This window comes from Streptomyces sp. UF-297 (assembly GCF_058245575.1).
The window spans coordinates 74,834-101,037 of record NZ_JBSIBZ010000025.1 but is presented as its reverse complement, the minus strand read 5'-3'; the positions used below and the strand labels follow the sequence as shown (position 1 = coordinate 101,037).

General features: G+C 71.5%; 19 protein-coding genes. 12 read left to right on the top strand and 7 right to left on the bottom strand.

What is annotated here, in order from left to right; all coding sequences use genetic code 11:
• The 5 genes from AC4IJH_RS17245 to AC4IJH_RS17225 form a co-directional block, all read right to left on the bottom strand.
• A partial coding sequence (locus tag AC4IJH_RS17245; protein WP_490852610.1) for a hydroxymethylglutaryl-CoA lyase-like TIM-barrel protein occupies positions 1–470 on the bottom strand: 470 nt, incomplete at its 3' end.
• 88 nt (positions 471–558) lie between these two features.
• Positions 559–1,989 carry a DHA2 family efflux MFS transporter permease subunit gene (locus AC4IJH_RS17240; RefSeq protein ID WP_490852606.1) on the bottom strand — a complete coding sequence of 477 codons (1,431 nt, stop codon included), beginning with the start codon at positions 1,987–1,989 and terminating at the stop codon, positions 559–561.
• Positions 1,986–3,158, bottom strand: coding sequence for an AMP-binding protein (locus tag AC4IJH_RS17235; RefSeq protein WP_490852605.1), 1,173 nt, complete (start codon positions 3,156–3,158; stop codon positions 1,986–1,988). The genes AC4IJH_RS17240 and AC4IJH_RS17235 overlap by 4 nt, the downstream gene beginning before the upstream one ends.
• A 7-nt stretch (positions 3,159–3,165) precedes the next feature.
• Positions 3,166–5,463: an alpha/beta fold hydrolase gene (locus tag AC4IJH_RS17230; protein ID WP_490852604.1), complete on the bottom strand. Its 2,298-nt coding sequence runs from the start codon at positions 5,461–5,463 to the stop codon at positions 3,166–3,168.
• Between the two features lie 37 nt (positions 5,464–5,500).
• A complete protein-coding gene (locus tag AC4IJH_RS17225; protein ID WP_490852603.1) occupies positions 5,501–6,187 on the bottom strand; it encodes a class I SAM-dependent methyltransferase in 687 nt (228 codons plus the stop codon).
• A 343-nt stretch (positions 6,188–6,530) separates the two neighbouring features.
• Between AC4IJH_RS17225 and AC4IJH_RS17220 the strand changes: the two genes are divergently transcribed.
• The 10 genes from AC4IJH_RS17220 to AC4IJH_RS17175 all read left to right on the top strand — a co-directional run bounded on the left by AC4IJH_RS17220 (position 6,531) and on the right by AC4IJH_RS17175 (position 19,350).
• Positions 6,531–7,580, top strand: coding sequence for a LysR family transcriptional regulator (locus AC4IJH_RS17220; protein ID WP_490852602.1), 1,050 nt, complete (start codon positions 6,531–6,533; stop codon positions 7,578–7,580).
• Positions 7,581–7,733: 153 nt separating this feature from the next.
• Positions 7,734–8,684 carry an LLM class F420-dependent oxidoreductase gene (locus AC4IJH_RS17215; protein WP_490852601.1) on the top strand — a complete coding sequence of 317 codons (951 nt, stop codon included), beginning with the start codon at positions 7,734–7,736 and terminating at the stop codon, positions 8,682–8,684.
• Between the two features lie 176 nt (positions 8,685–8,860).
• The gene (locus AC4IJH_RS17210; protein ID WP_490852600.1) at positions 8,861–9,646 is read left to right on the top strand and encodes a glucose 1-dehydrogenase; all 786 of its coding nucleotides are present in this window, start codon (positions 8,861–8,863) and stop codon (positions 9,644–9,646) included.
• Between the two features lie 91 nt (positions 9,647–9,737).
• A complete protein-coding gene (locus AC4IJH_RS17205; RefSeq protein WP_490852599.1) occupies positions 9,738–10,865 on the top strand; it encodes an LLM class flavin-dependent oxidoreductase in 1,128 nt (375 codons plus the stop codon).
• A gap of 47 nt (positions 10,866–10,912) precedes the next feature.
• Positions 10,913–12,652: an N-acyl-D-amino-acid deacylase family protein gene (locus AC4IJH_RS17200; protein WP_490852598.1), complete on the top strand. Its 1,740-nt coding sequence runs from the start codon at positions 10,913–10,915 to the stop codon at positions 12,650–12,652.
• A 53-nt stretch (positions 12,653–12,705) separates the two neighbouring features.
• On the top strand, positions 12,706–14,166 hold the full coding sequence (locus AC4IJH_RS17195; RefSeq protein WP_490852597.1) for an aldehyde dehydrogenase family protein: 1,461 nt from the start codon (positions 12,706–12,708) through the stop codon (positions 14,164–14,166).
• 298 nt (positions 14,167–14,464) lie between these two features.
• Positions 14,465–16,018, top strand: a complete 1,554-nt coding sequence (locus AC4IJH_RS17190) for an APC family permease (RefSeq protein ID WP_490852596.1) — start codon at positions 14,465–14,467, stop codon at positions 16,016–16,018.
• 265 nt (positions 16,019–16,283) lie between these two features.
• Entirely contained in the window at positions 16,284–17,009 is a 726-nt protein-coding gene (locus AC4IJH_RS17185) for a hypothetical protein (RefSeq protein ID WP_490852595.1), read from the top strand.
• On the top strand, positions 17,006–17,296 hold the full coding sequence (locus AC4IJH_RS17180) for a WXG100 family type VII secretion target (RefSeq protein ID WP_490852594.1): 291 nt from the start codon (positions 17,006–17,008) through the stop codon (positions 17,294–17,296). The genes AC4IJH_RS17185 and AC4IJH_RS17180 overlap by 4 nt, the downstream gene beginning before the upstream one ends.
• Positions 17,296–19,350 (top strand): putative T7SS-secreted protein, encoded by a 2,055-nt coding sequence (locus AC4IJH_RS17175; RefSeq protein ID WP_490852593.1) that lies wholly within the window; start codon positions 17,296–17,298, stop codon positions 19,348–19,350. Before AC4IJH_RS17180 ends, AC4IJH_RS17175 begins: the two co-directional genes overlap by 1 nt.
• A 22-nt stretch (positions 19,351–19,372) precedes the next feature.
• On the opposite strand, the gene AC4IJH_RS17170 is transcribed toward AC4IJH_RS17175, so the two are convergent.
• Positions 19,373–20,257, bottom strand: a complete 885-nt coding sequence (locus AC4IJH_RS17170; protein WP_490852592.1) for a hypothetical protein — start codon at positions 20,255–20,257, stop codon at positions 19,373–19,375.
• A gap of 303 nt (positions 20,258–20,560) precedes the next feature.
• Positions 20,561–22,195: a CehA/McbA family metallohydrolase gene (locus AC4IJH_RS17165; RefSeq protein ID WP_490852591.1), complete on the bottom strand. Its 1,635-nt coding sequence runs from the start codon at positions 22,193–22,195 to the stop codon at positions 20,561–20,563.
• A gap of 221 nt (positions 22,196–22,416) precedes the next feature.
• On the opposite strand from AC4IJH_RS17165, the gene AC4IJH_RS17160 reads away from it, so the two are divergent.
• Both AC4IJH_RS17160 and AC4IJH_RS17155 read left to right on the top strand, forming a co-directional pair.
• Positions 22,417–23,241: a TIGR03619 family F420-dependent LLM class oxidoreductase gene (locus AC4IJH_RS17160; protein ID WP_490852590.1), complete on the top strand. Its 825-nt coding sequence runs from the start codon at positions 22,417–22,419 to the stop codon at positions 23,239–23,241.
• A gap of 194 nt (positions 23,242–23,435) precedes the next feature.
• Positions 23,436–26,030, top strand: coding sequence for a bifunctional FO biosynthesis protein CofGH (locus tag AC4IJH_RS17155; protein ID WP_490852589.1), 2,595 nt, complete (start codon positions 23,436–23,438; stop codon positions 26,028–26,030).
• The last annotated feature ends 174 nt before the right edge of the window (positions 26,031–26,204 follow it).

The following is a 26,204-nucleotide window of genomic DNA, read 5'->3' as shown; positions in this document are numbered from 1 at the left end:
TCCATCACCAGCCGCGTACCGTCCACCGCGATCTGCCTGATGTCCTGCCTGGACCCACGGAAGACCACCCGCCGGAACACCGGCGCGGTCGCGTTGTACAGATGCACGGTCGCCCGGCGCGCGCCCACCAGCGACTCCACGGTGCGCTCGATCAGATCCTCGCGCGCCTGCGTCAGCACCGAGATCGTCACATCCTCCGGGACCGCGCCCTCCTCGATGATCGAGCGGACGAACGCGAAGTCGGTCTCGCCGGAGGCAGGGAAACCGACCTCGATCTCCTTGTAGCCCATCCGCACCAGCAGATCGAACATCTCCCGCTTACGGGCCGGCGACATCGGATCGATCAGCGCCTGGTTGCCGTCCCGCAGGTCCGTCGACAGCCAGCGCGGCGCCTTGGTGATACGGGCATCCGGCCAGGTGCGGTCGGGCAACCGCACGGCCTCGTACGGGCGGTACCTGTGGAACGGCATCCCCGAGGGGCGCTGTGCGTGAGGAGACACGAGAGAGTCGGGCACGGTCACAAGCTCCCTGAGGAAGAGTGGCGGTCCTACGGCGTACCTACTGCTGTCCGCTGCTCTCCGGCACCGCGGCGGCGGGCCGCCCGGTGACCACCACGGGTGCGGCCGCCCGCTTGCGCATGGCCAGGCAGGCCAGGGCGCCCAGCACGATCACGGCGATCGGCAGCGCCATGGTCGTCTGCATCGCCGTACTCGCACTGCCGGTGGCGGCCTGGCGGCTCTGCACGAGCGCGCCGACACCGGCGCTGCAGATCACCGAGCCGAGCTGGCGCATGGTGTTGAGGGTGCCGGACGCCGCGCCCACCAGGGCCGGTTCCACATCGCGCATCGCGACGGTGGCCAGCGGCGCGATCACGAAGCCGTTGCCGGTGCCGACGACCACCATCGGCGCCATGAACGCCGCCCACGAGGTGTCGCCCGACATCAGCAGCGCGGCCCACAGCATGCCGACGGCGGTCAGCACCATGCCCGTCAGCAGGATGTACTTGCCCTCGATACGGTCCGCCAGCCGCCCGGTGAACGGCGCGAGCAGCACCGACATCACCGACGCCGGAACCAGGATCAGGCCCGCCTTGAACGCGCTGAAGCCCAGCACGGACTGGAAGTAGAGCGAGGCGAGCAGGGTGAGGCCGAAGATGCCGCCCGTGGTGGACGCGGAAACGCCGTTGAGCAGCGTGTAGTTGCGGTTGCGGAACAGCGCGAAGGGCACCAGTGGATCGCGCGACTGGCGCCCGCGCTGCTGGAAGCAGAAGACGACACCGAGGACGACGGCCGCCGCGAGGGTGAGCCAGATGGTGGCGTTCCAGTGGAAGTCCTGGCCGTTGATCAGCGCGAAGGCCAGGCAGACGAGCGCCACCGACGCGATGACCACGCCCAGCAGGTCCAGCCGCTGGGACTTGCCGGTACGCAGGTCCGGGATGATCAGCGCGGTCGCGATCAGGACCACGGCGCCGATCGGGATGTTCATGAAGAAGATCCAGCGCCAGCCGACCGTGCTGACCAGGAACCCGCCGAGGGTGGGACCGATGATCGAGGCGACACCGGCGATGGCGCCCCAGACGCCGAGCGCGGTGCCGCGCCGCTCGGCGGGGAAGGAGCTGACGATCAGCGTCATGGTCTGCGGCAGCAGCAGCGCGGCCCCGATGCCCTGCAGCACGCGGGCGGCGACCAGCATCTCCGGAGTGGCCGCGAGGCCGCACAGCAGGCTCGCGACGGTGAAGATGCCCACGCCCAGCGCGAAGAGCTGGCGCGGTCCGCGCATGTCGCCCAGCCGCCCCGCGGTGATCAGCAGCGCGGTCAGCGCGATGATGTAGCTGTTCATCGCCCACAGCACCTGCGGGAGCGAGGCGTGCAGCGTCCTGGTGATGCTGGGGATGGCGATATTGACGATCGTCAGGTCCAGCAGGGTCAGGAAGAACCCGAGGGAGAGGACGATCAGGGTGGCCCAGGGGTTTGCCCGCAGCTTGCTCATGCGGCCCTCCCCGGGATGTCCTTCCAGACCGCCGCGGGCGTCTTGTTCGTACGGTCGATGCGCCGCAGCTGGTCGACCCGGTGGGCCGAGATCGCCCCGGGGTGCTGGCCGTCCAGGGTGGCGAGCCGGTAGAAGCTGCTGGTCAGCCAGTGGTGGACGGAGTGCGCATCGGCGCTTCCGGTGAACTCCAGGGTGAGCGCGCTGGCGGCCTTGGGGGAGTCGGCGGTGCGGGTCAGCACCAGCTGGGCGTCGACGACGCCGGTGAACTGCCGGGCGGAGTCCAGCAGTTCCCGTACGTTGAACAGGATGCCGAAGAGGTTGAAGGCGTCATCGGCGCGCCCCAGGATGCGCAGCGCGTCGCCCTGCCCGCAGCGGCACCGGGCCGGCTCGACGCGGTCGCCGAGGCGGTAGCGCACCACCGGCACCGTCCAGCCCTCGCCGGCCCTGGTCAGCAGGGCGCCCGCGTAGTCCGGTTCGATGATCTGGTCCGGCAGCAGATGGAGGGTGGACTCGTCGCAGCCGGGCCGGTTGGTGGCCATCACCCAGGTCTCCACCGAGCCGTAGTTGGCCCACAGTTCGGCCTCGGGGAAGGCCTCGCGGACCAGCTCCCGCTTGCTCTCGGTCCAGGGGTCGCCCATCCAGATGATGGTCTTGACGGGGAGCTCCACGCCGGACTTGAGGACGCCCTCGGCGAAGTCGGCGAGGCCGGTGGGGGTGGCGGCCAGCGCGTCCACGCCGACGTCGCGGAACATCGGCAGCCAGGTGCCCAGCTCCTCGGGGGCGTACGGGCCCGAGGGGATCACCGTGCAGCCGCTGACCTCGGCCAGCTTCTGCATGTAGTAGTGCGTGCCCCACATGCGGCCGGGGTTGTAGAGGTTGAGCAGCACATTGCCCGGCTGCAGCGGGCGCCAGGAGCGCAGCAGCCGCTCCAGGGCCATCTCGTGCGGGACATAGGTGAGTTTGGGCGTTCCCGTGGTGCCGCCGCTGGACATCAGCACGCTGCCGTTGTGGGCGGCGGCGGCCCGGGTCATCGCGGTGATCTCGGCGGGACCCGAGACCTCCAGGTCGGACAGTCCGCGCGCCGAGGGGGCGACCGGTTTTCCGGCGTGGTCCGTGGCGAGCCGCTGGGCGTGCGCCCGGAGTATCTCCCAGTCAATGCTTCCGATCACGATTTCCTCATTCGTCGACGAACCGGCGGAGCACCGAGACGAACTTCTCGGGCTCCTCGATGAAGGGGACATGGCCGCTGTGCGAGAACATCTCCAGCCGCGCGTCGGGCAGAGCGCCCAGCAGCCACTTGCCCACATCGGTGGGGAAGACCTGGCTCCTGGCCCCGTGGACCAGCAGGGTGGGCAGCGTCAGGGTGTGCAGCCGCGGGCGCCAGTCCTGGGCCAGCACGTCCGTCCACAGGGCCAGCAGCGCCGTACGGGAGCAGCCCAGCGACTCCTCCAGCAGCGGGCGCAGCACCTCGGGGGCGGGCTCGCTGCCGGCCGCGAAGCACGCCCTGACCAGGGTTTCGAGATAGGTGTGCGGGTCGGTCCACTGGGTGTGGGCGGCGCGCAGCGCCCCGGCCGCGTCCAGATTGCCGAACGCCGCGTGCTCCCAGCGCTGTTGAGCGCCGTCGCCCTCCTCCGCCAGCAGGCGCGGGGACATCTCGACGGAGACGAGCTTGCCGACCCGGTCGGTGCCGTAGGTGTCCAGGTAGGTGTAGGCGACGGCGGCGCCCAGTGACCAGCCCAGCAGGGTGACGTCCCGCAGGCCGAGCCGCTCGATGACCTGGCGCAGGTCGGCCGCGGCGTCCTTGAGGGCCCAGCCCGGCGGGGGTTCGGGGCTGGCGCCGTGGCCGCGCAGGTCGACGGTGACGATGTCGTGGTCCGCGCGCAGCCCGGCCACCACCGGGTCGAAGTACCGGGCGGTCATGCCCAGGCCGGGGACGAGCAGCAGGGTGGGGCGGGCGGAGTGCCGGGTGTAGTGGAGGAGATCGCCCTCGCTCGCGGGGGGAGGGTCGAGCGGTGTCCGAGGTGCGGCGGCGGGCCGGGCCAGCCGCGCGCGCAGCAGGGACTTGTGCGGCTTGCCGACCGCGGTGCGGGCGATGGCCGGTACGCAGTGGATGTCCCCGGTCAGGCCGTGCCGGTCCAGCACCGCGCGTACCGATGCCGCAAGGGCGGCGTCGTCGCGGCCGGGCCCCGACTCGACGATCACCGACACCTCCTGGCCGTAGCGTTCCGGGTCGCTCGGCAGGCTGACGGACTCGGTGACCCGGCAGTCCCGCTTGATCTCCGCGTCCAGCATCGGGGCGAGCAGCGGCCCGCCGGCGGCGGCCAGCACCTCGTTGGTACGGCCGATGACGCGGTAGGAGCCGTCCGCGGTCCGGCGGGCGATGTCCCCGCTGAAGTACTCGCCCGCGCGGAAGGTACGGGCGTGCGCGGCGTCGTTGTTGAGGTAGCCCTCGCTGGTGAACTCGGAGCGCAGCACCAGCTCCCCGACGTCCGGGTCCTGCGGCGCCAGCGGCTCCAGCCGGGCTCGTACGCCGTCCACCAGCGACACCTCGGCGCCGGTCTGCACGGTGTCGCTCAGGTTGACCGCGGCCAGCCCGAACTCGGTGGAGCCGTACAGCTGCCGGACGCGGATGCCCAGCTCCTCGGCGCAGTCGCGGATGACCTGCGAGGAGACGTACGTGCCGCCGCACAGCGGCAGGCGCAGCCGGCTCAGGTCCAGCTCGCCCAGCTCCCGGGCGGTGCGCACCAGTTCCTCGTAGTGGCCGGGCAGCGCGCTGATGACGCTGGCGCCGCTGTCGGCGAGCTGCCGGGCGAGGGCGGCGGGCGCCGCCCGGGAGTCGGCGAGGACGCAGCAGGCGCCGCTGAGCTGCGCGGAGAAGAGGTGCAGATCGGTGGCGTGCGCCACGTCCAGCGGGTGGCGGCAGAAGAAGACGTCGTCCTCGGTGATGCCGATGTGCCGGTTCCAGCGGCGCCGTTCGGCCAGGAACTTGTCCTGCCGCCAGGAGATCATCTTCGGCAGCCCCGTCGAGCCGGAGCTCCACAGCAGCCGGAAGGGCCCCCGCTGGGTGGACAGCGCCTCGGGCGGCAGCGGCTCGGCCCGGCCCAGTTCGGCGAGCGGGACGGCCGGGACGGACGCGCCGGCCAGTGGGGGCCGGGTGCCGTCCTCGACGACGAGGGCGGGCCGGGTCAGCTCCAGGGCCGCCGCGATGTCCTCGGGCCCGAACTCGCGGATCATCGGTACGTACGTCGCCCCGAGCCGGGCCACGGCCCAGATGAGCGCCACATAGCCGGCGCTGTTGCTCAAGGAGCAGGCCACGACCTGACCCTGGCGGACCCCGGCGCGGTGCAGCCCGCCCGCCGTGCGGTCCACCAGCTCGCGCAGTCCGGCGTAGGTCAGCTCCTGGCCGTCCGCCGTCCGCAGCGCCACCGCTTCGGGCCGGTCGTCGGCGATTTCCCCAAGTCGCTGGTACAGCACGGTCGCTGCCGCCCCTCTCTCTCGGCCTCGTGGCCCGTTACGCCGCGCGCCAGCCGGCGTACGTGGCGAAGCGCCAGTCCTTGGCCAGGCAGTCGACCGTGCCGAAGCCCGCCTCGCGCAGCCACTGGAGCTGGGCGCCGACATCGATGGGGATGTCGTGCTTCATCCGCTCGCGGCCCGCCGCCCACTCCTGCGCCGGGGTGCCGGAGGCGTGGACATGGGACTCGTGCTGCTGGTCGTACATCGGCTCCAGCGCGGGGGCCGGGGCGAGAACCTGCTCGACGTTCACAAAAATTCCGCCCGGGCGCAGCGCCTGGTGAATTCGCTGGAACAGGTTCTGCTTGTTCTCGTGCGTGAGGTGATGGATGGAGAGCGCGGACACGATCGCGTCAAAGGAACCCGCGGGAAGTTCATCCATGTGGTCCGCTATCCGAATGGATACCTGCTCGGTGGTGGAGAAACGCTGCCGTGCCTGGTTGAGCATCAATTCCGAACGGTCCTGAAGGAGCAGGTCCGCGTCCGGGAGGCGGTGCAGCAGGGCGGCGCTGAGCAGGCCGGTTCCCGCTCCGAGGTCCAGGATGCGGGGGCGGTCCTGGACCGTCATGGCGACGGCGCCGACCGCGCTGTCGTACAACAGGTCAAAGGAGGGAATGAGCTGCCGGCGCAGCGCATCGTATGTCTCCGGGTTCCACAGGTCGGTTTCGGAAGCTGCGATCTGAGACAATTCCCAAGCCTTTCGTACAGCAACTTACGGCTTCCCGTAAAGGTGGATGAAAAACATTCACTGAATTCCGGAACATGCGCTTCAGCTCGGCTTGGACGAGCGTATGGTCAGGGCGCGGAACAATCAAACTATTGTTCTTCATCAAGTGGATAAGGAGCGCTGTTCACTCCGCGGGCCCTGTGCCGGCCACTTCGCGGGGGCGGTGCGGGCTCCTGGGGCGGCGCGGGCGACGGTCAAGAACCGATCAACTTATGGCCGTCCGGGCGTGGACAGGGGCGGCGATGGCCAGATACACGGTGACCCGCACCCGGTGTGCCCCGCCGCGACCACAGACAAGGCGCCGATGTACCGCAACCTGGACATGAATCAGCTCCGCACCCTGTGCACGATCGTGGAGACCGGCGGCTTCCGGCGCGCGGCTGCCGCGCTCTCCCTGACGCAGTCGGCGGTCAGCCAGCACATCCGCCAACTGGAGGCGTTGCTGGACGGCCCGGTCTTCACCAGCACCCGCCGGCCCCTCAGACTCAGCCCGGCGGGCGAGGAACTCCTGGGCTACGCCCGCCGCCTGGTCGCCCTCAACGACGAGGCGCTGGCCCGATTAACCACGCCCCGCGACGAGATCCGGCTGACCATCGGCGCCGCGGAGCAGTTCGGCGAGGGCCTGCCCGACCTGCTCGCCGAGCTGACCCGGCGGCTGCCGGGAGCCCGGCTGAGCGTGCGCACCGGCCTGAGCGAGTCGCTGGCCGCGCGAGTGGCAGACCAGGAGATCGATCTCGCGCTGCTGATCCGCCCGGCGTGCGACGACCACAGCCGCGCGCTGGGCTCGGTGCGGCTGGCCTGGTTCGGGCAGGAGCTGCCCAGCATGGCCGACCCCTGCGCCTCCCTGCCCGTCGTGCTGTTCACCGAGCCGTGCAACCTGCGCTCCCATGTCGTGCGCACGCTGGACGCGCACGGGCTGCCCTGGCACATCGCCTACGAGGGCCCGGACCTGGCCGGACTGCGGGCGGCGGCCAGGGCGGGCCTCGGCGTGGTGTGCCTGATCGCCGACAACGACGACGCGCTGAACCTGTGGCGGCTGCCCAAGGGCGTCCTGCCGCCGCCGCCCGAGCCCATCGCGGTCTCCTTCGCGGTGGCCCCCGGCACCCCCTCCTTCGTGGCCGACGCCGCCTTCGCCGCGGCGCGCGCGGCGCTGCGGCGCTACCCGGTGGTCGGCACCGCGGCGCCCGTGTACGAGAGCGGTGCGCGGCCGCAGGGGCTTCGGGACAGGAAGAGCCCGATCCAGAGCCAGAGCCTGGTCCAGGGCCCGAGCCTGCTCCAGGGCCCGAGCCCGAGCCCGGTCCAGAGCCCGAGCCCGGTCCAGAGCCCGAGCCCGAGCCCGGTGCCGGTCGCCTGACGGGCTCCTGCGCGTACCCCCCTTGGGGGCGGTGCCCGCGCTGTCTGTAGTGCCCAACGCCCTTCGCGGCACTCTTGCTTGATGAACCATCTGCCCCGAGGATGGCCCCACCGCCAGTCATGACGGCCCGTCAGATACGGCGAAGGGGGTCATATGGTGCGGGTCCTGCCCGAGGGGCGGCTGTCCTACGGGATGCAGCTGCCGGTCCAGTCGCAGAGCACCCTGTACGCCGAGGCCTGGGAGGCGGGCGCGGGCCCCGCCGACCTCGTGGAGATCGCGCGCACCGCCGACCGGCACGGCTTCGCCTACCTCGGCTGCTGCGAGCACATCGCGATCCCGCGGCGGCTGGCCGGGGCGATGAGCACGGTCTGGTACGACCCGGTGGCCACCCTCGCCCATCTCGCCGCGGTGACCGAGCGGGTGCGGCTGCTGAGCCATGTCGCGGTGGTCGGCCTGCGGCACCCGCTGATCAGCGCCAAGCAGTACGCGACGGTGGACCACCTCTCCGGCGGCCGGCTGATCCTCGGGGTCGGCGCCGGACACGTACCGGAGGAATTCGCCACGCTCGGCGTGGACTTCGCGCGCCGGGGCGCCGTACTCGACGAGACGATCGACGCGCTGAAGGCGGCGCTGGGGCCGGAGGAGTTCCCTTCCTTCGAGGGGGAACGTTTCGCCTTCGAGGGGCTGGGCCAGGCGCCGCGCCCCGTCCAGACCCCGCGCCCGCCCATCTGGGTGGGCGGCTCCTCGCCCGCCGCCGTGCGCAGGGCCGCGGTGCGCGGCGACGGCTGGCTCCCGCAGGGGGACACCCGCGACGAACTGCCGCACCAGATAGCCCGGCTGACGCACTGGCGGCAGGAGGCGGGGATCGAGTCCCCCGCGGAGATCGGCGCCATCGCCGAGCCGCTGTACGTGGGCGAGCCCGGCTGGCACGTCGGGCGGCGCACGCTGACCGGGCCGCCGGAGCGGCTGGCGGAGTCGCTGCGGGAGTACCGGGCCATGGGGGTGCGGCAGATCCAGGTGCGCTTCCGCAGCCGTAGCCGCGGTGAACTGACCGACCAGATGGCGGCGTTCGGTGCCGAGGTGGCGCCGTTGCTGGGCGACTGAGCGGGCGCGCTGCGCGGAGCGCTGCGCCGGGCCGGTTCGGATATTTGGCCGCGGTTCTGTGGGGCGGGCTGGTCGCGCCCACGCGGCGGAGCCGCAGATCGGCGCAGCCCCGCGCCCCTTTTTGAGGTGCGGACTTGCATGTGCGCGGTATCCAACTCGACGGAGGGAAGCCTGACATGGGCAAGCTGGACGGGCGGGTTGTCATCATCACCGGTGCGGCGCGGGGGCAGGGGGAGCAGGAGGCGCGGCTGTTCGTGGCCGAGGGGGCCAGGGTCGTGCTGGGGGACGTGCTGGATGACCAGGGCGAGGCGTTGGCCAAGGAGCTGGGGCGGGACGCTGCCCGCTATGTGCATCTGGATGTGAGTCAGGAGGAGGACTGGGCGGGCGCGGTCGCCGCCACCAAGGAGGCCTTCGGGGCCATCGACGGGCTGGTGAACAACGCCGGGATCCTGCGCTTCAACGAGCTGGTGAACACCCCGCTCGCCGAGTTCCAGCAGGTCGTGCAGGTCAACCAGGTCGGCGTCTTTTTGGGGATACGTACCGTCGCACCCGAGATAGCCGAGGCGGGCGGCGGCACGATCGTCAACACCGCCTCCTACGCGGCCCTGACGGGCGTGGCCTACGTCGGCGCGTACGCCGCCACCAAGCACGCGATCCTGGGCCTGACCCGGGTCGCGGCGGTCGAGCTGGCGGCCCGGAAGATCCGGGTCAACGCGATCTGCCCGGGCGCGGTGGACACCCCCATGGCCAGTCCCGCCTCGCTCGCCCCCGTCGCCGACCGCGAGACGGCCCGGGCGGCGCTGGACCAGCTCTACGAGAAGCTGGTGCCCATGGGGCGGATCGGCAGGCCGGAGGAGGTCGCCTCGCTCGCCCTCTTCCTCAGCAGCGACGACTCCTCCTACATCACCGGCCAGCCCTTCGTCATCGACGGCGGCTGGCTGTCCGGGGTCAGCATCGTCTGACGCCTCGTCAGTTATTGACGGTGGACGGCGGCGGTGCGAGAGTCGAGCAGGATCTGACGAAGCGTCAGAAGATTGAGGACGGTGAACTCCCTTGGAATTCGGCCTCTTTGTGCAGGGATATGTGCCCGCGTCGCGGGCCAGGACCGACCCGGAAGCCGAGCACCACGCGCTGATGGAGGAGACCGAGTACGTCATCCAGGCCGACCGCTCCGGCTTCAAGTACGCCTGGGCGTCCGAGCACCACTTCCTGGAGGAGTACTCCCACCTCTCCGCCAACGACGTCTACCTCGGCTACCTCGCCCACGCCACCGAGCGCATCCACCTCGGCTCGGGCATCTTCAACCCCCTCGCGCCCGTCAACCACCCCGTCAAGGTCGCCGAGAAGGTCGCCATGCTCGACCATCTCTCCGAGGGGCGCTTCGAGTTCGGCTCCGGCCGCGGCGCCGGAAGCCACGAGATCCTCGGCTTCATGCCGGGTGTGACCGACATGAACCACACCAAGGAGCTGTGGGAGGAGACCATCGCGGAGTTCCCCAAGATGTGGCTCCAGGACGAGTACGCCGGCTTCGCGGGCAAGCACTGGCAGCTGCCGCCGCGCAAGGTCCTGCCCAAGCCGTACGGGGGCGCGCACCCCGCGATGTGGTACGCGGCCGGGTCGCCCACCTCGTACGCCATGGCGGGCAGCAAGGGCCTGGGCGTGCTGGGCTTCAGCGTGCAGAAGGTCTCCGACATGGAGTGGGTCCTGGAGTCCTACAAGACGGCGGTCGAATCGGCCGAGCCGGTCGGCGCCTTCGTCAACGACAACGTCATGGTGACCTCCACCGCGATCTGCGCCGAGACCCACCACAAGGCCGTCGAGATCGCCGTCGGCGGCGGTCTGAACTACCTCCAGTCGCTGCTCTTCCGCTACCACGACACCTTCCCCCGCCCCGAGGGCATACCGCAGTGGCCCGAACTCCTGCCGGAGTACACCGAGGAGATCATCGAGCTGCTGATCGCCGAGGAGCTGATGATCTGCGGCGACCCGGACGAAGTCCTCACCCAGTGCAAGCGCTGGGAGCAGGCCGGCGCCGACCAGCTCTCCTTCGGGCTGCCGATCGGGGTCCCGTACGAGGACACCATGACCACCATCAAGCTGATCGGTGAGCATGTGATCCCGAAGATCGACACCGATCCGGTGCACCGCACCACGCGCTTCCGGCAGGCGGCCGGGGCCTGACCGGGCAGCGGCTTCAGGAAGGGACGGCAAGGGAGAGGAGCCCCGTCATGCTCGACCATCTGATCAAGGGCGCGACCGTCGTGGACGGCAGGGGCGCGCCCGCCCGCAGGGCCGACGTCGGCCTGAAGGACGGCCGGATCGCGGTGATCGCCGCGCCCGGCACCGTCACCGAACCCGCCCGCACCAGCGAGGACGCAGGCGGCCTGATGCTCGCCCCCGGCTTCGTGGACCCGCACACGCACTACGACGCGCAGCTGTTCTGGGACCCGTACGCCACCCCGTCCATGAACCACGGGGTGACGACGGTGGCCGGCGGCAACTGCGGCTTCACCCTCGCCCCCCTGCACCCCGAGCGGCCCGAGGACGCCGACTACACCCGGCGGATGATGAGCAAGGTCGAGGGCATGTCGCTGGTGGCGCTGGAGGAGGGCGCGCCCTGGAACTGGTCCGGCTTCGGCGAGTACCTGGACGCCCTGGAGGGCCGTATCGCCGTCAACGCGGGCTTCATGGTGGGGCACTGCGCGCTGCGCAGGTACGTGATGGGGCCCGACGCGGTCGGCGGACAGCCGGGCGAGGGCCAACTCCGGGACATGCTGCGGCTGTTCCACGAGGCGATGGACGCCGGCGCCTGGGGCCTGTCCACCACGCAGTCCGCCACCCACTCCGACGGCGACGGCGCCCCGGTGGCCTCCCGGCACGCCGCCCCCGAGGAACTCCTGGCCCTCTCCCGCGCGGTGGGCGAGCACGAGGGCACCCAGCTGGAGGGCATCGTCGCGGGCTGTCTGGACCGGTTCGCGGACGCCGAGATCGACCTGCTGGTGAAGATGTCGGCGGCGGCCGGGCGCCCGCTGAACTGGAACGTGCTCACTATCGACGCCGCCGTGCCCGAACGGGTGCCGCGCCAGCTGGAACCCGGCGAGCTGGCCCGCAAGTGCGGCGGCCGGATCGTCGCCCTGACCATGCCGATCCTCACGCCCATGAACATGTCGCTGGGCACGTACTGCGCCCTGAACTTCATCCCCGGCTGGGGCGACATCCTGGGCCTGCCCGTCCCCGAGCGCCTGGCCAGGCTCGCCGACCCGGCCGTACGGGCGCAGATGCTGCGCCGCGCGGACAGCGAGGAGGCCGGGGTCTTCCGCCGCCTGACCAAGTTCGACCGGTACGTCATCGGGGACACGTACTCCACGGCGAACGAGGGCCTCACCGGCCGCGTCGTGGGCGACATCGCCGCCGAACGCGGCCAGGACCCCTTCGACTGCCTGGTGGAGATCTGCTCCAACGACCGCCTGCGGACGGTGCTGTGGCCGATGCCCACCGACAACGACGCCGCCAGCTGGGAGCTGCGGCGCCAGACCTGGCAGCACGAGGACGTGATGCTGGGCGGCTCGGACGCCGGGGCGCACCTGGACCGGATGTGCGGCGCCCCGTACACCACCCGCTTCCTCGGCGACTGTCTGCGCGGCCGCAAACTGGCCGGTCTGGAGGAGGCGGTGAAGATGCTCACCGACGACCCGGCCCGGCTGCTCGGCCTGCGCGAGCGCGGCCGCATCCAGCAGGGCTTCCACGCGGACCTGGTCCTCTTCGACCCGGAACGCATCGAGGCGGGCCCGGCCACCCTCGTCCACGACCTCCCGGGCAACAGCCCGCGCCTGGACTCCAAGGCGCTCGGTGTGGTGAGCGTACGGGTCAACGGGGTGGAGACGATCCGCGACGACACGGTCACCGGCGCGGTGCCGGGCACGGTCCTGCGGTCGGGGCGGGACACGGAGACGGTGAGTACGCGGTGAGCGGCGGGGGTGCGGGCGCCGAGGGTTCCGGGGGCGGTGAGGGGGAAGTCGGGGTGAGGCAGCGGCTGTTCGTCGGGGGGCGGTGGGTCGAGCCGGGGGGTGGGTACCACGAGGTGACCGACCCGGCGACCGAGGAGCCGGTCGGGCTCGCTCCCGTGGCCGGCCGCGGCCAGGTGTACGAGGCGGCCGCGGCGGCCCGCGAGGCGTTCGGGCCGTGGTCGCGTACCGCCCCCGAGGAGCGCGCCCGCATCCTGGACCGGGCCGCCGGCCTCATCGAGCGCAACCTCGGCCCGTACGCGAAGCTGGCGCAGGCCGAGAGCGGCGCGACCACCGCGACGGCCCGCGGCATGCAGGTCGCGGTCGCCGCCGCCCGCTTCCGCCGCTATGCGCGCGGCGCCCTGGAGCCGGTGGAGACACCGCTGCCGCCGCAGGTCAACGAGGCCGGGCCGTTCGGGCCCGCGGCGGTGCTCGGCGCGCTGGCCGTGCGCCGCCCGGTCGGCGTCGTCACCTGCATCACCTCCTACAACAACCCCTGGGCCAACGCTGCGGGCAAGGTGGCGCCCGCGCTGGCGATGGGCAACACCGTCCTGGTCAAGCCCGCGCCGCAGGACCCGCTGTCGGTGTTCAAGATGGCCGAGGCCCTGGAGGAGGCCGGGGTGCCGCCGGGCGTGGTGAACGTGGTCAGCGGCGTCGACGCGACGACCGGGGCGGCCGCGGTGGACGCGCCGGAGGTGGACATGGTCAGCTTCACCGGCTCCACCGCCGTCGGCACGAAGATCGCCGAGGTGTGCGGGCGCGGTATGAAGCGCCAGCTGATGGAACTGGGCGGCAAGGGCGCCGCGCTGGTCTTCGACGACATCGACGACAAGGGCCTCGCTGCGGCGGTGGCCGGCATCGGCACCACCTTCTCCTTCTACAGCGGCCAGATCTGCACGGCGCCGACCCGGGTGCTCGCCCAGCGCGGCATCTACGAGCGCCTGGTGGAGAAGCTGGCCGCCTACGCCTCGTCCCTGAAGGTCGGCGATCCCCGGGAGCGGGGCACGGTCCTGGGCCCGCTGATCTCCGCGGCCCACCGCGACCGGGTCGAGTCCTACGTCGAGCTGGGGCGAAAGGAAGGCGCCCGGCTGGTCGTGGGCGGCCAACGCCCGCCGCTGGAGCGGGGGTTCTACGTCGCCCCCACCCTCTTCGCCGACTGCAGCAACATCATGCGGGTGGCCAGGGAGGAGATCTTCGGTCCGGTGGTCGTGGTCATCCCCTTCGACGACGAGGAGGAGGCCGTCGCGCTCGCCGACGACAGCGACTACGGGCTGCTGGACTACGTCTGGTCCGGCGATGTGGCCCGCGCCTTCAGGGTGGCACGGCGGCTGCGCGCGGGCGGGGTGGGCATCAATACGGTCGGGCGGAACATGGAGGCGCCGTTCGGCGGGTTCAGGCGCAGCGGGGTGGGGCGCGACGTGGGCTCGTACGCGCTGCACGCGTACAGCGAACTGCAGGCGGTGGTCTGGCCCGGGTGAGGCGGGGCGGGTGAGACCGGGCGGATGGTACGGAGCGGGTGCGGCCCATCGGATGAGGCGGGTCGGACGAGGCGGGTCGGCGACGGGCGGGGAAATTTTTGAACTGGGACAAAACGGGCGGGGCTGCGGTTCCCGTATACCGGCGGTAGCGCCCCGACGCCTTCCACTCTGCGAGCCGCGCCCGCGATCAATCACTCATTGCTTGATCAACTGGCCGCCCCGGCATGCATATTGAAGGTTCCGTACTGCGGATCTCAACCTCCCGAATACGGAAACAGCAGCCCTTAACGTCCTGTTCATGACCCAGGTGGAAGCCCGGCCCCCGGCCGGAGACACGGTAACGAGCGTCGGCACAGCCCGCGGCAAGGGCCTGAACGGCAACTCCGTCGGCCTGCTCGGCAGCGCGGTGATCGGCATCTCCACCGTCGCCCCCGTCTACTGCCTGACCTCCACCCTCGGCCCCACCGTCGGCGAGGTCGGCCTCCAGATGCCCGCCGTCTTCCTCGCGGGCTTCCTGCCGATGCTGCTGGTCGCCTTCGCCTACCGCGAGCTGAACCGCGCGGTCCCCGACTGCGGCACCTCCTTCACCTGGTCGGTGAAGGCCTTCGGCCCGCGCATCGGCTGGATGTGCGGCTGGGGCCTGGTGATCGCCACGATCATCGTGCTTTCCAACCTCGCGGGCGTGGCGACCTCCTTCTTCTACCTCCTGCTGGGCGAGGTCACCGGCAGCCCGGCGATCTCCGCGCTCGACGGCAACAAGCCCGTACACGTCCTGACCTGCCTGGTCCTCATCGCGATCGCCACGGCCATCAGCTACCGCGGGATGACCGCCACCAAGGGCCTCCAGTACGCCCTGGTCGGACTCCAACTCGCCGTACTGGCCGTCTTCGTCGCCCTGGCCCTCACCAAGGCCCGCTCCGGCGCCTTCGAGGGCTCCCTCTCCTTCTCCTGGACCTGGCTCGACCCCTTCGCCGTCCAGTCCTTCTCCGCCTTCACGGCGGGCCTGTCCCTGTCCATCTTCATGTTCTGGGGCTGGGACGCGTGCCTGACGGTCAACGAGGAGACCGCGGGCAGCACCCGCACCCCGGGCCGCGCCGCCCTGCTGGCCATGCTCGTCCTCATCGGCTCCTACCTGCTGACCGCCGTCGCCGCCCAGATGTTCTCCGGCGTCGGCGACCAGGGCCCCGGCCTCGGCAACCCGGACACCTCCGACAACGTCTTCGCCGCCCTCGCCGGCCCCGTCATGGGCCCCGGCCTCGGCATCCTGCTGTTCGTCGCCGTCCTCGCCTCGGCCGCCGCCAGCCTCCAGACCACCTTCATCCCGGTCGCCCGCACCGTACTGGCCATGAGCGCGTACGAGGCCCTGCCGCCGTCCTTCTCCCGCATCCACCCGCGCTTTCGTTCACCGGGCCGGGCCACCGTCGCGGCGGGCATCGCCACCGGCGCCTTCTACGCCGTGATGACCTTCCTCTCGGAAAACGTCCTCATCGACACCATCTACGCCCTCGGCCTCATGATCTGCTTCTACTACGCGATCACGGCCTTCGCCTGCGCCTGGTACTTCCGCCGCGAACTGCGCCGCTGCGCCCGCGACTTCCTCTTCAAGGGCCTCTTCCCCCTCCTCGGCGGCCTCCTCCTCGCCGCCGTCTTCACCAAGACCCTCCTCGACATGTGGAACCCGTCCTACGGCTCCGGCAGCTCGGTCCTCGGCATCGGCTCCGTCTTCGTCATCGGCGTCGGCCTCCTGCTCCTGGGCCTCGTCCTCATGCTGCTCATGCACCACCGCAGCCCGGCCTTCTTCCGCGGCGACATACTGACCCGCTCCACACCGGCCATGGTGATGAAGGACTGAGGTCCGACCACCCACGGCTACGCCGAACCGTGCGGTGAACTGGCGGGCCGGTTCGGCTCGACGCCCGCTTTCGGAGTGCTGATGTGCCGGCCCGTCGCCGTCGACGAGAGAAAGCGGCGCCGGGGCTGAGGGTGCCCGGATCCGGAAGAGTGACGGCTTCATCATTGCCGCTTCCTGGAATTGCGCGAGGTTTTCGACAGAGCTTGGGAAAGGGATTGACACCCCTTTTGAGGAACCCTCATGGCCCGGTGGCAAAATGCGCTCCATGCAATCCGGACGGGGGACCAGTAAGGCGTCGAAGAAGCCGCGTCAGCAGGGGCGGAAGAAGCCTCCTCGGTACGATCCGCCGCGCCGTATCTGGCTGCTGGTGCTGGGCGGTGCCGCACTGACGGTGGGGGCGGGTGCCGCCATGCTCGGAATCGCCCTGCTGGGAAGTGCGGTCAGTTGGTGGCTGGCCGTGCCGGTGGTGTTGTTGCTTCTTGTCGTCTACACCGTCGCGATTGCGCTCCTGTCCGGAGAAGCGGGCTGTTACGCGGGGATCGGAATCCTTCTGCTGACCGTGCTGGGCACGGCGGCGTGCGGTGTCGGTTGGAACGACCTGCAGCTCCAACTCCGCGGCGAGCGCGTCGAGGCAGTAGTGACCGGCAAGAGGATGGAAAGCCACGGCAAGGCCGGGCCGACTTGGTATTTCCGGCTGGAACGGGCCGACGGCAAGGGACCGGTACCCGGTGGTGAATTCCGTCCTGAGGACGGCGATGTCTACAAGGTCGGGCAGCACGTGACCGTGCTGGCCGACCCGGACGGCGAAGCCTCGCCCAACACGCCGGGGCACGCTGAGTTGTCCGGTGAACTGGTGGGCTGGCTCGGTTCGACGGCCGTGATCGGCGTGCTGGTGGGCTGGCCCATCGCCACGGAAGAGCGAAAGCGGCGCCGGGCTGCGCGACAACATCAAGAATGGCGGGCCATGAAGGACGGGGGAGCGGTGACGTGAGTGACTTCACGGTGGACGTCCAGCTTTTGAAGAAGCTGGCGGACGATCTGAAGGGCTGTGCCGATGACTTGGACGGTGGCCTTCAGGCGCTGAAGAAGATCGGGCCGAAGGGGTTGGGCTTCGACTTCCTGGATGACTCTTGTGCCCACTTCCAGGACAAGTGGGAGTACGGACTCAAGAAGGTCCGGGAGTGCGTGGAGACCCTCGACGAGGGGCTTCGGCAGGTGCAGAAGAACTACGCCGACACCGAGCAGGCGAACAAGGAGAGCATGGGGGCGAAGGGCTGATGGCGGGCAAGGGCGGTAACTGGTCCGGGCTGGGCTTCAATCCGGCGCCGGGGGAGAGCGGAACGGTCCATGGACTGTCCGCGAGCCTCGCCAAGGTTTCCGAGCGGCTGATCAGCGTTCATGACGTACTGGACAAAATTGCCAAGGGGAAGGGCGAGTGGACCGGAGAGGCGGCCGACGCCTTCGCCGGGAAACTCGGCAAGCTGCCGGGGTATTTGAAGGACGCCGGGGACTCCATCACGGAGGCCTCGCGCGAGTTGGACAAGTGGCACCGGACGCTGACGGAGAACCGCCCCAAAGCCGAGGATCTGGAGCGGCAGGCGGTCAAGGCCAAGGCCGACAAGAAGCATGCGGAAGAGGCGTATGCGAGCGCCAAGGGCGCGCCGGATCTCGGCTTGGCGGGCAAGACGTTCGACAACCAGGCCGCGCTGGATGACGCCCAGCGCCGCTACAACGCCGCGCGCAAGATCCTCGACGAGGCGACCGACAAGGTCAACAACGCCACCACCAGCCTGAACGACATCCTCAAGCGTGCCAAGGACCTGCACGGCGACCACGAGAACGTCGCCCAGCACACCTCCAAGAAGGTCCGGGACGCCGCCGACAGCAAGGCCCCGCCGGAGCCCGCCTGGTACAAGAAGGCGTGGGACTGGGTGAAGAACCACGGCGCCGACCTGCTGAGCGTGGCCGCGGCCGTGGTGGGCGTCGCCGCGCTGTTCCTCCCGATCCTGGCGCCCGTCGCGGTCGTACTGAGCCTGGCCGCGTTCGCCGGTCACGCCGCCCAGTACGGCGTCAGCGGGCTGTTCCCGCCGGGGAAGAACATCAACAACTGGCTCACCCTGGGCGGCGACGCGCTCGGCGCCATCCCGGTGGTCGGCGCGGTCTCCCGAGGCGTGTCGGCCGGCGCGAAGGGCGCCAAGTTCGCAGCCTCGGGCGCCAAGGTCACCCAGGGGCTGCGGGCCGGTGGCACCGGCCTGTCCCGCGGGCTCACCCAAGGGTCGAAGGCGGCGATGGAAAACCCCTTGTTCGCCAAGGGAGTTGGCCGCGCGGCAGCGGAGCTGGGAGCCAGTCCCACGGTCGCCGCCAACGTCGCCAAGGGCGCACAGGGCACCGTACAGCTCGGGCTGGCCGCGCCGACGGCGGTCACCCTGGGCGACTTCAGCCAGGGCGCGTCGGACCGGGCCGCGAAGGCCACCGGCGCCAACACCGCCATCACCGGCGCGGGCGGCCTGCTGGGCAGCGGCAGGATCGGCAAGGGCGGCGTGGCCGGGTCGCTGCTCGGGATCGGCAGCCTCTTCGGCGCGGGGGGGGGGGGGGGGGCTCCCATGGCTGAGCCCGCCGCGCCCCTGCCCGCGTACCCCGTCCCGCTCTGGTTCGACCTGCCCGAGGGTTTCACCGAACTGCCCCTGGACGAGCCCTCGGACGAGCGGATGGTGCGCCTCGCCCGGATCGTCGACACCATGTATCCGGACGAGTCGCCGGACCGGAAGCTGGCCTACGTCGCCAGCAGCGAGGTCATGCTGCTGGAGCTGCTGGCGCAGGACGTCGTGCACATCTCCAGCTGCCTCTACCGGGTGGACGAGGACGAGCCCACGCTCACCAGCGGCATGCTCACCGTCTTCGTCCGCGACCAGCCCACCGGACCCCGTGAGACCTTCGCCCGGCGTACCGCGGCCGAACTCGCCGGTCAGGACGGCGGGACCGGTGAGCACCGCGAGGTGGCGACGATGCTGCTGCCGTGCGGGCCGGCGGTCGGGGTGGTGGAGGACCGGGCGGTGCCGGGCGCCGGGCGTTACGCGGGACCGGAGGCGGGGGAGACCGATGAGGGGGATGTGGAGCTGGTCCGGCAGGCGCAGTTCTTCCTCCCCTTCCCCCACGGCCGCCAGGTCGCGGTCCTCTGCTTCATGACCAACGACCTGGAGGAGTGGGAGCGTTACTTCCCCCTTCTCACCCACGTCCTGGGGTCGGTCTCCTTCGCCCCGCCCGCTCCCGAAGCCGCCCCGTCCCCGGCGGCGGTCGGTGTGGCCGCCGACGTCGCCGACGTCTTCGGGTGACGGGCGCCCGGGTGGGGGCGGGCTACTTCGGCAGGAGGAGGCCGGCTGCGCCGACGATCAGGGGGGAGAGCAGGGCCAGGCCGGACTGGAGGTCGGCGAACAGGCCCGCGTCCGCGCCGAGGACCGCCTCCAGCTTCTGGCGCTGCTCGGCGCGGTCCAGGATCTCGGCGGCGTCGCACGCCCCGGCGATGTCGAAGAGCTCCGCGCACAGCTGCCGGCCCCGGCGTCTGAGCGCACCGGCGGCCGGGCCGAAGATCCAGGTGACGGTCAGCGACCCGAACGAGCCGAAGATGACGACGACCTGCGGCGTCACGGCCTGCTCCGGAGCGAGGCGGCCCGCGTCGACCAGATCGCCCTGGATCTGGGCCGCCGCGCCCAGCGCGAGCGTGGACAGGGCGACCAGGCTGCCGCTGACCACGAGGAGTTCCTTGACCAGCCGGCGCCGGTCGATCAGCCAGGCCACCTGCTCGCCGTGGCCGCGGGACTCCGCCCAGGTGGGGGCGCGGGCGGTGCGGTGGACGGCCAGGCCGGTCGCGGCCGCCGGGATGCCCCCGAGGACGGCCACGGCCACCAGCGCGGAGCCGCGCCAGCCGTAGTTGTGGCCCACCGCGTGCGGGACGAGGCCGATGGCGAGGGTGCCGGTCAGCAGCAGGAGCAGGGGGGTGCCGAACGTGCGCGGCGGCGGGCGTTCGGTGTCGGGCAGCTGCTGCCAGCGGGTTCTTCCGTACGTGAAGACCGCGCCGGCCGTGCCGGTGAGCCCGATGGCCAGTGCGGCCCAGACCGGCCAGCGGGGCTCGCCGAGGAAGGGGGAGGGAATGACGATGGCCGCGCCCACGGCGGCGCCCAGTGCGGCGGGGCCCGCCGTGGTGACCGTCCGGCGTGCGCCGCGGCTGCCCGTAGTCGTCAAGTGGCGGGCCCCTTCTTGTGGTTGGCGCCGTGGCCAGCATGCCGTACGGGGCGGGGCCCGCACGGCCCGGCACTCCGCGGGCCGTGCGGTCGTGGAACCGCGGGCCGGTGGGGGGCGTTCGCGCGGTTCCCCGCGCCCCTGGTGGGTCTGCCGGGGGGCGGTTGGGGATCTGCGGGCCGGTGGGGGGTGTTCGCGCGGTTCCTCGCGCCCCTGATGGGCCGGCGTGTGGATGTGAAGTCGCGGGCCGGTGGGGGCGGACTTGGGCGGCTGTTCGTACGGCTGCGATGGCACGGTGGCGAGCCGCTACCACCGGCCCAGGAACACCGGATTGGTCAGGGCCGCCATCGGGCCGGGGATGCCGGGGATGGGCAGGAGCGGGGGGTGGCGGACTTCGGCGCGTACGTAGGAGGCGTACTGGGGGGTGGTGCGCCACGCGACGGTGCCGGTGCCGGAGTCGGGCAGCGGGGCGGTGTGCAGCTGGCCCTGGTCGGTGAGGAAGCGGACCGAGCAGCCGGGGGCGCCGGTGACCTTCAGGCGGGCGATGACGGGGGTGGCGTCGGCGACGCGGAGGCGTTCGCCGATCCCGGCCCGGTGGGCGGAGGCGGTGGTGCCATCGGCGGTCTCGACGGTGAAGGCGAGGTCGATCTTCGAGGATTCGGCGATCCAGACGCGGCCGGCCCTGATGCCGTCCTGGAGGGCCGTACGGGACAGGCCGTCGGCCAGGACGACGGTCTGCGGGAGCCCGACCACGTCCGGGTCGCGGTGCGCGTCGCTGTGGCCGACCGCGGGCAGCCAGCGGCCGCGCCGCCCCTGCGCGTAGGCGACCAGGGTGCTGTCCCAGTCGGCGAGGGAGATCTCGTCGTCGGGGGTGTAGGGGCCGTTCCAGATCTCCACCGCGTCCGCGTCGTCGAGGCCGAACTTCCAGTTGCAGCCGATGCAGGTGGCGTGCGGATGCGCGGGGATGACCAGGCCGCCGGCCCGGCGGATGGCGCGGGCGTACTTGCCGAAGGCGTTGTCGCGGGCCCGGTAGCGCCAGTCGATGAAGATGCCGGGGTCGGTGCCCATGGCCACGACATGGCCGTTGCGGGTGGTGACTTCCTCGCCGGTGAGGATGAGGAGGTCCTCGCCCCACAGGCCTTCCCAGGCGCGGTGCGAGGAGGTGGTGTTGTGCTCGGTGGTGGTCAGGAAGTCCAGCCCGGCGGCGCGGGCCAGCGCGGCGACTTCGGCGGGGGTGCGCCTGCCGTCGGAGTGGACGGTGTGCAGATGGCTGTCGCCGCGGTACCAGGCGCGGCCGCGGCCCTTGGCGTGCTGCGGGGGGTACACGGCCTTCGGCGGGCGGCCCGGCTTCCCGTAGCGGAGGGTGACGGTGACCTGGTAGTCCAGGCCCTGCGGGGCGACGGTGTACGGGCCCAGGACGATGTGCCAGGTGCCGGAGTTGAGAGGGCCGGGCAGATAGCCCGGCGTGGCGTCGTCGGCGCGCAGGAAGAACTCCGTGCGGGCGCCGCCCGACCAGCCTCTGAAGCCCTTGCCGCCCAGGTCCGTACCGCGCTCGTCGAAGATGCCGATGTCACAGGCGTTGCCGACGGTGCCCTGCGGCACGGTGGGGCGGTCGTAGGTGTACGAGACGGCCATCTCCCTTACCCCGCGCGGCACTTCGACGGGCAGGTAGACGTAGTCGGCCGCGCCCGGGTCGAGATGGCCGGTGATGACGCGGGACTCGTTGCCCGGGCGGCGTGCGCCCGGTGCCGGTTCGGCTCCAGCGAAGCTCACGCCCTTCAACGTAAGCGCCGCGGCGGCTCCCGTCACCAGCACGGCGCGCCGAGCGAGGGCGCCCTTCGCGCCACCGCCGGTGCGGTCGGTGCCGCCGGTGCGGTCCTCTCTGTCCGTGCCGTCCGTGCCGTCCGTGCCGTCCTTGTCGTTCGTGCCGTCCTCGCACATGCCGTCGGCTCCCAGGGTCGTCGGGCGGGACAGGGGTGGTGCGGCGGGGCTCCGGTACGCGGTGGAATCCCGTTACGCGATGGAACTCTGGTATTCAGCCGTGAACGGATGGACAAGGGAAGAGGACGGTCGGGAATCGGCCCCGCGTCGCTGCGGCGTGGTGGACTGAGCCGTGAGAGGCCGGTAGTAAGGGGCGTACTGCCGAGCCGGAGGTGTTCCGTATGCGGATCTCGACCACGATCTTCCTGACCGACGAGACGATCCGGCCGCTGCGGCTGGCGGCCGAGCTGGAGCAGCGCGGCTTCGCGGGGCTCTATCTGCCCGAACACACCCATATCCCCGCGAGCCGGGACACCCCGGCGCCCATGGGAGAGCCGCTGCCGCGTGAATACGGGCGCACCCTGGACCCGTTCATCGCGCTCGGCCAGGCCGCCGCCGTCACCGAGCGGCTGACGCTGGGCACCGGCATCACGCTCGTCGCCCAGCACGACCCGATCGATCTGGCCAAACAGGTCGCGACGCTGGACTTCCTCTCCGGCGGCCGGCTCACCTTCGGCGTGGGCTTCGGGTGGAACGTGGAGGAGGCGGCGGACCACGGGGTGCGCTGGGCGACGCGGCGCTCGGCGGTGCGCGACCGGATGGCGCTGATGCGGGCGCTGTGGGCGGACGAACCAACCGCGTACGAGGGTGAGTTCGGGTCGGTGCGGGCGTCGCACGCGTACCCCAAGCCGGTCAAGGGCGCCCCGCGGACGCTGGTCGGCGGGGCGGCGGGTCCCAAGCTCTTCGCGCAGATCGCCGAGTACGCGGACGGCTGGCTGCCGATCGGCGGTGCCGGGCTGGCCGAAACTCTGCCCCAGCTGCGGCAGGTGTGGCGTGCGGCGGGCCGGGAGGGGGAGCCTGAGGTGGTGCCCTACGCCGTGGTGCCGTCGGCCGGAAAGCTGGCGCGGCTGCGCGAGATGGGGGTGCGGGAGGTCGTGGTCGGGCTGCCGTCGGCAGGGGAGGGTGAGGTGCTGCGCAAGCTGGACGAGTACGCGCAGTACCTGTGAGCACAGGGGGCCGTGCCGTCCCCTGGGTCGCTCCTGCCCCACCCCCTGTGACCTGCGCCGGAAGCCGCGGCGGACGGACCGTCAGGGGGTGCCCGGCGTGTGCGGAGGCTTCCTCCGTATAACGTGATCAGTGGCACACAAATGGTGGGTGGCCAGGCATTCGTCTTGCCGGTGGCCGCTCGTATGCTCGGAGGATGACTTCCAGCGCACAGGCAGACCGGCCCGCACCGACGGCGAACGCGATGCGCCGTGCGCTCAAACGGGCCCGCGACGGTGTGGCGCTGGATGTCACCGAAGCCGCCGTGCTGCTCCAGGCGCGCGGCGAGGACCTCGCCGACCTGTGCGCCTCGGCGGCCCGGGTGCGCGACGCCGGCCTTGAGGCCGCGGGCCGCCCCGGCGTGATCACGTACTCCAGGAGCGTCTTCATCCCGCTGACGCGCCTGTGCCGCGACAAGTGCCACTACTGCACCTTCGCCACCGTCCCCGGCAAGCTGCGCCGGGCCGGGCACGGGATGTTCATGTCCCCCGACGAGGTGCTGGACATCGCCCGCCGCGGCGCCGAACTGGGCTGCAAGGAAGCGCTGATCACGCTCGGCGACAAGCCCGAGGAGCGCTGGCCCGAGGCCCGCGAGTGGCTGGAGGCCGAGGGGTACGACGACACCATCGCCTACGTACGCGCCATCTCCATCCGCATCCTGGAGGAGACGGGGCTGCTGCCGCACCTCAACCCCGGCGTCATGACCTGGACGGACTTCCAGCGGCTCAAGCCGGTCGCCCCCTCCATGGGCATGATGCTGGAGACCACCGCCGAGCGGCTGTGGAGCGAGCCGGGCATGCCCCACTATGGCTCGCCCGACAAGGAACCGGCCGTGCGGCTGCGGGTGTTGGAGGACGCCGGGCGCTCCTCCGTGCCGTTCACCAGCGGGCTGCTGATCGGGATCGGTGAGAGCGTCGAGGAGCGCGCCGAGTCGCTGTTCGCGCTGCGCCGCGTCTCCCGCTCCTACCACGGCATCCAGGAGCTGATCATCCAGAACTTCCGCGCCAAGCCGGACACGGCGATGCGCGGCATGCCCGACGCCGAGCTGGACGACCTGGTCGCCACCGTCGCCGTCGCCCGGCACATCATGGGCCCCTCCGGCAATCTGCAGGCCCCGCCCAACCTCGTCGACGGCGAGTACGCCCGCCTCATCGGCGCGGGCATCGACGACTGGGGCGGCGTCTCGCCGGTCACCATCGACCACGTCAACCCCGAAAAGCCCTGGCCCCAGCTGGAGGAGCTGGCCGAGCGGTCCGCGGCGGCCGGCTTCCGCCTGGAGGAACGCCTGTGCGTCTACCCGGAGTTCGTCCAGCGCGGCGAGCCCTGGATGGACCCCCGCCTGCTGCCCCACGTCCGCGCGCTGGCCGACCCGCAGACCGGCCTCGCGCTCCCGGACGCCGTCGTGCAGGGCCACCCCTGGCAGGAGCCCGACGAGGGCTTCACGCTGGCGTCCTCGGGCCGTACGGACCTGCACCGCACCATCGACACCGAAGGCCGCACCGGCGATCGCCGCAACGACTTCGACGAGGTCTACGGCGACTGGGAGGCGCTGCGCGAGGCCGCGGCGCCCGGCATGGTGCCCGAGCGCATCGACACCGACGTGCGCGCGGCGCTGGGGCAGGCGGCCGAGGACCCCACCCGGCTCACCGACGACCAGGCGCTGGCCCTGCTGCACGCGGACGGCCCGGCCCTGGACGCGCTCTGCCGTATCGCGGACGACCTGCGCCGCGCCACGGTCGGCGACGACATCACCTACATCGTCACCCGCAACATCAACTTCACCAACGTCTGTTACACCGGCTGCCGCTTCTGCGCCTTCGCCCAGCGCCGCACCGACGCCGACGCCTTCACCCTCTCCCTGGAGCAGGTCGCCGACCGTGCCCAACAGGCCTGGGAGGTGGGCGCGGTGGAGGTGTGCATGCAGGGCGGCATCCACCCCGACCTGCCCGGCACGGCCTACTTCGACATCGCGCGGGCGGTCAAGGAGCGCGTCCCGGGCATGCATGTGCACGCCTTCTCGCCCATGGAGGTCGTCAACGGCGCGACCCGTACCGGCCTTTCGATACGGGAGTGGCTGACCGAGGCCAAGGCCGCGGGCCTGGACTCCATCCCCGGCACCGCCGCCGAGATCCTGGACGACGAGGTCCGCTGGGTGCTGACCAAGGGCAAGCTGCCCACCGCCACCTGGGTCGAGGTCATCAGGACCGCCCACGAGCTGGGCATCCGCTCGTCCTCGACCATGATGTACGGGCACGTGGACCAGCCGCGGCACTGGCTGGGCCATCTGCGGCTGCTGGCACAGATCCAGCAGGAGACCGGCGGCTTCACCGAGTTCGTCACCCTGCCCTTCATCCACACCAACGCCCCCGTCTACCTCGCCGGTATCGCCCGCCCCGGCCCCACCACCCGCGACAACCGCGCGGTGACGGCCATGGCCCGGGTGCTGCTGCACCCGCACATCACCAACATCCAGACCAGCTGGGTCAAGCTCGGCACGGAAGGCGCCGCCGAGATGCTGCGCTCGGGCGCCAACGACCTGGGCGGCACGCTCATGGAGGAGACCATCTCCCGTATGGCGGGCTCCTCCTACGGCTCGTACCGCTCCATACGCGACCTGGTGGGCATCGCACAGGCGGCGGGCCGTCCGGCGCGGCCGCGCACGACCACCTACGGCCCGGTGCCCCAGGAGCGCCAGGACGCCGCGCTGGCCTCGGACGGACATCTTCCGGAACTGCTGCCGGTCCTGGACTGACCGCGCCGGCGCCGCGGCCGGTGCCGCGGGACGGTGGTCCCGCCAGCCGTCGCGGGCCGCTCCACCAGCTCAGGCGGTGGCCCGAGCCCCTCCGCTCACCGGCCCGTTGGGCGCTAGCCTGCGCTCACGGGTCGTAGAGGGAGGGGTGCGGTGGACCATCCAAGGCCGTTGAGA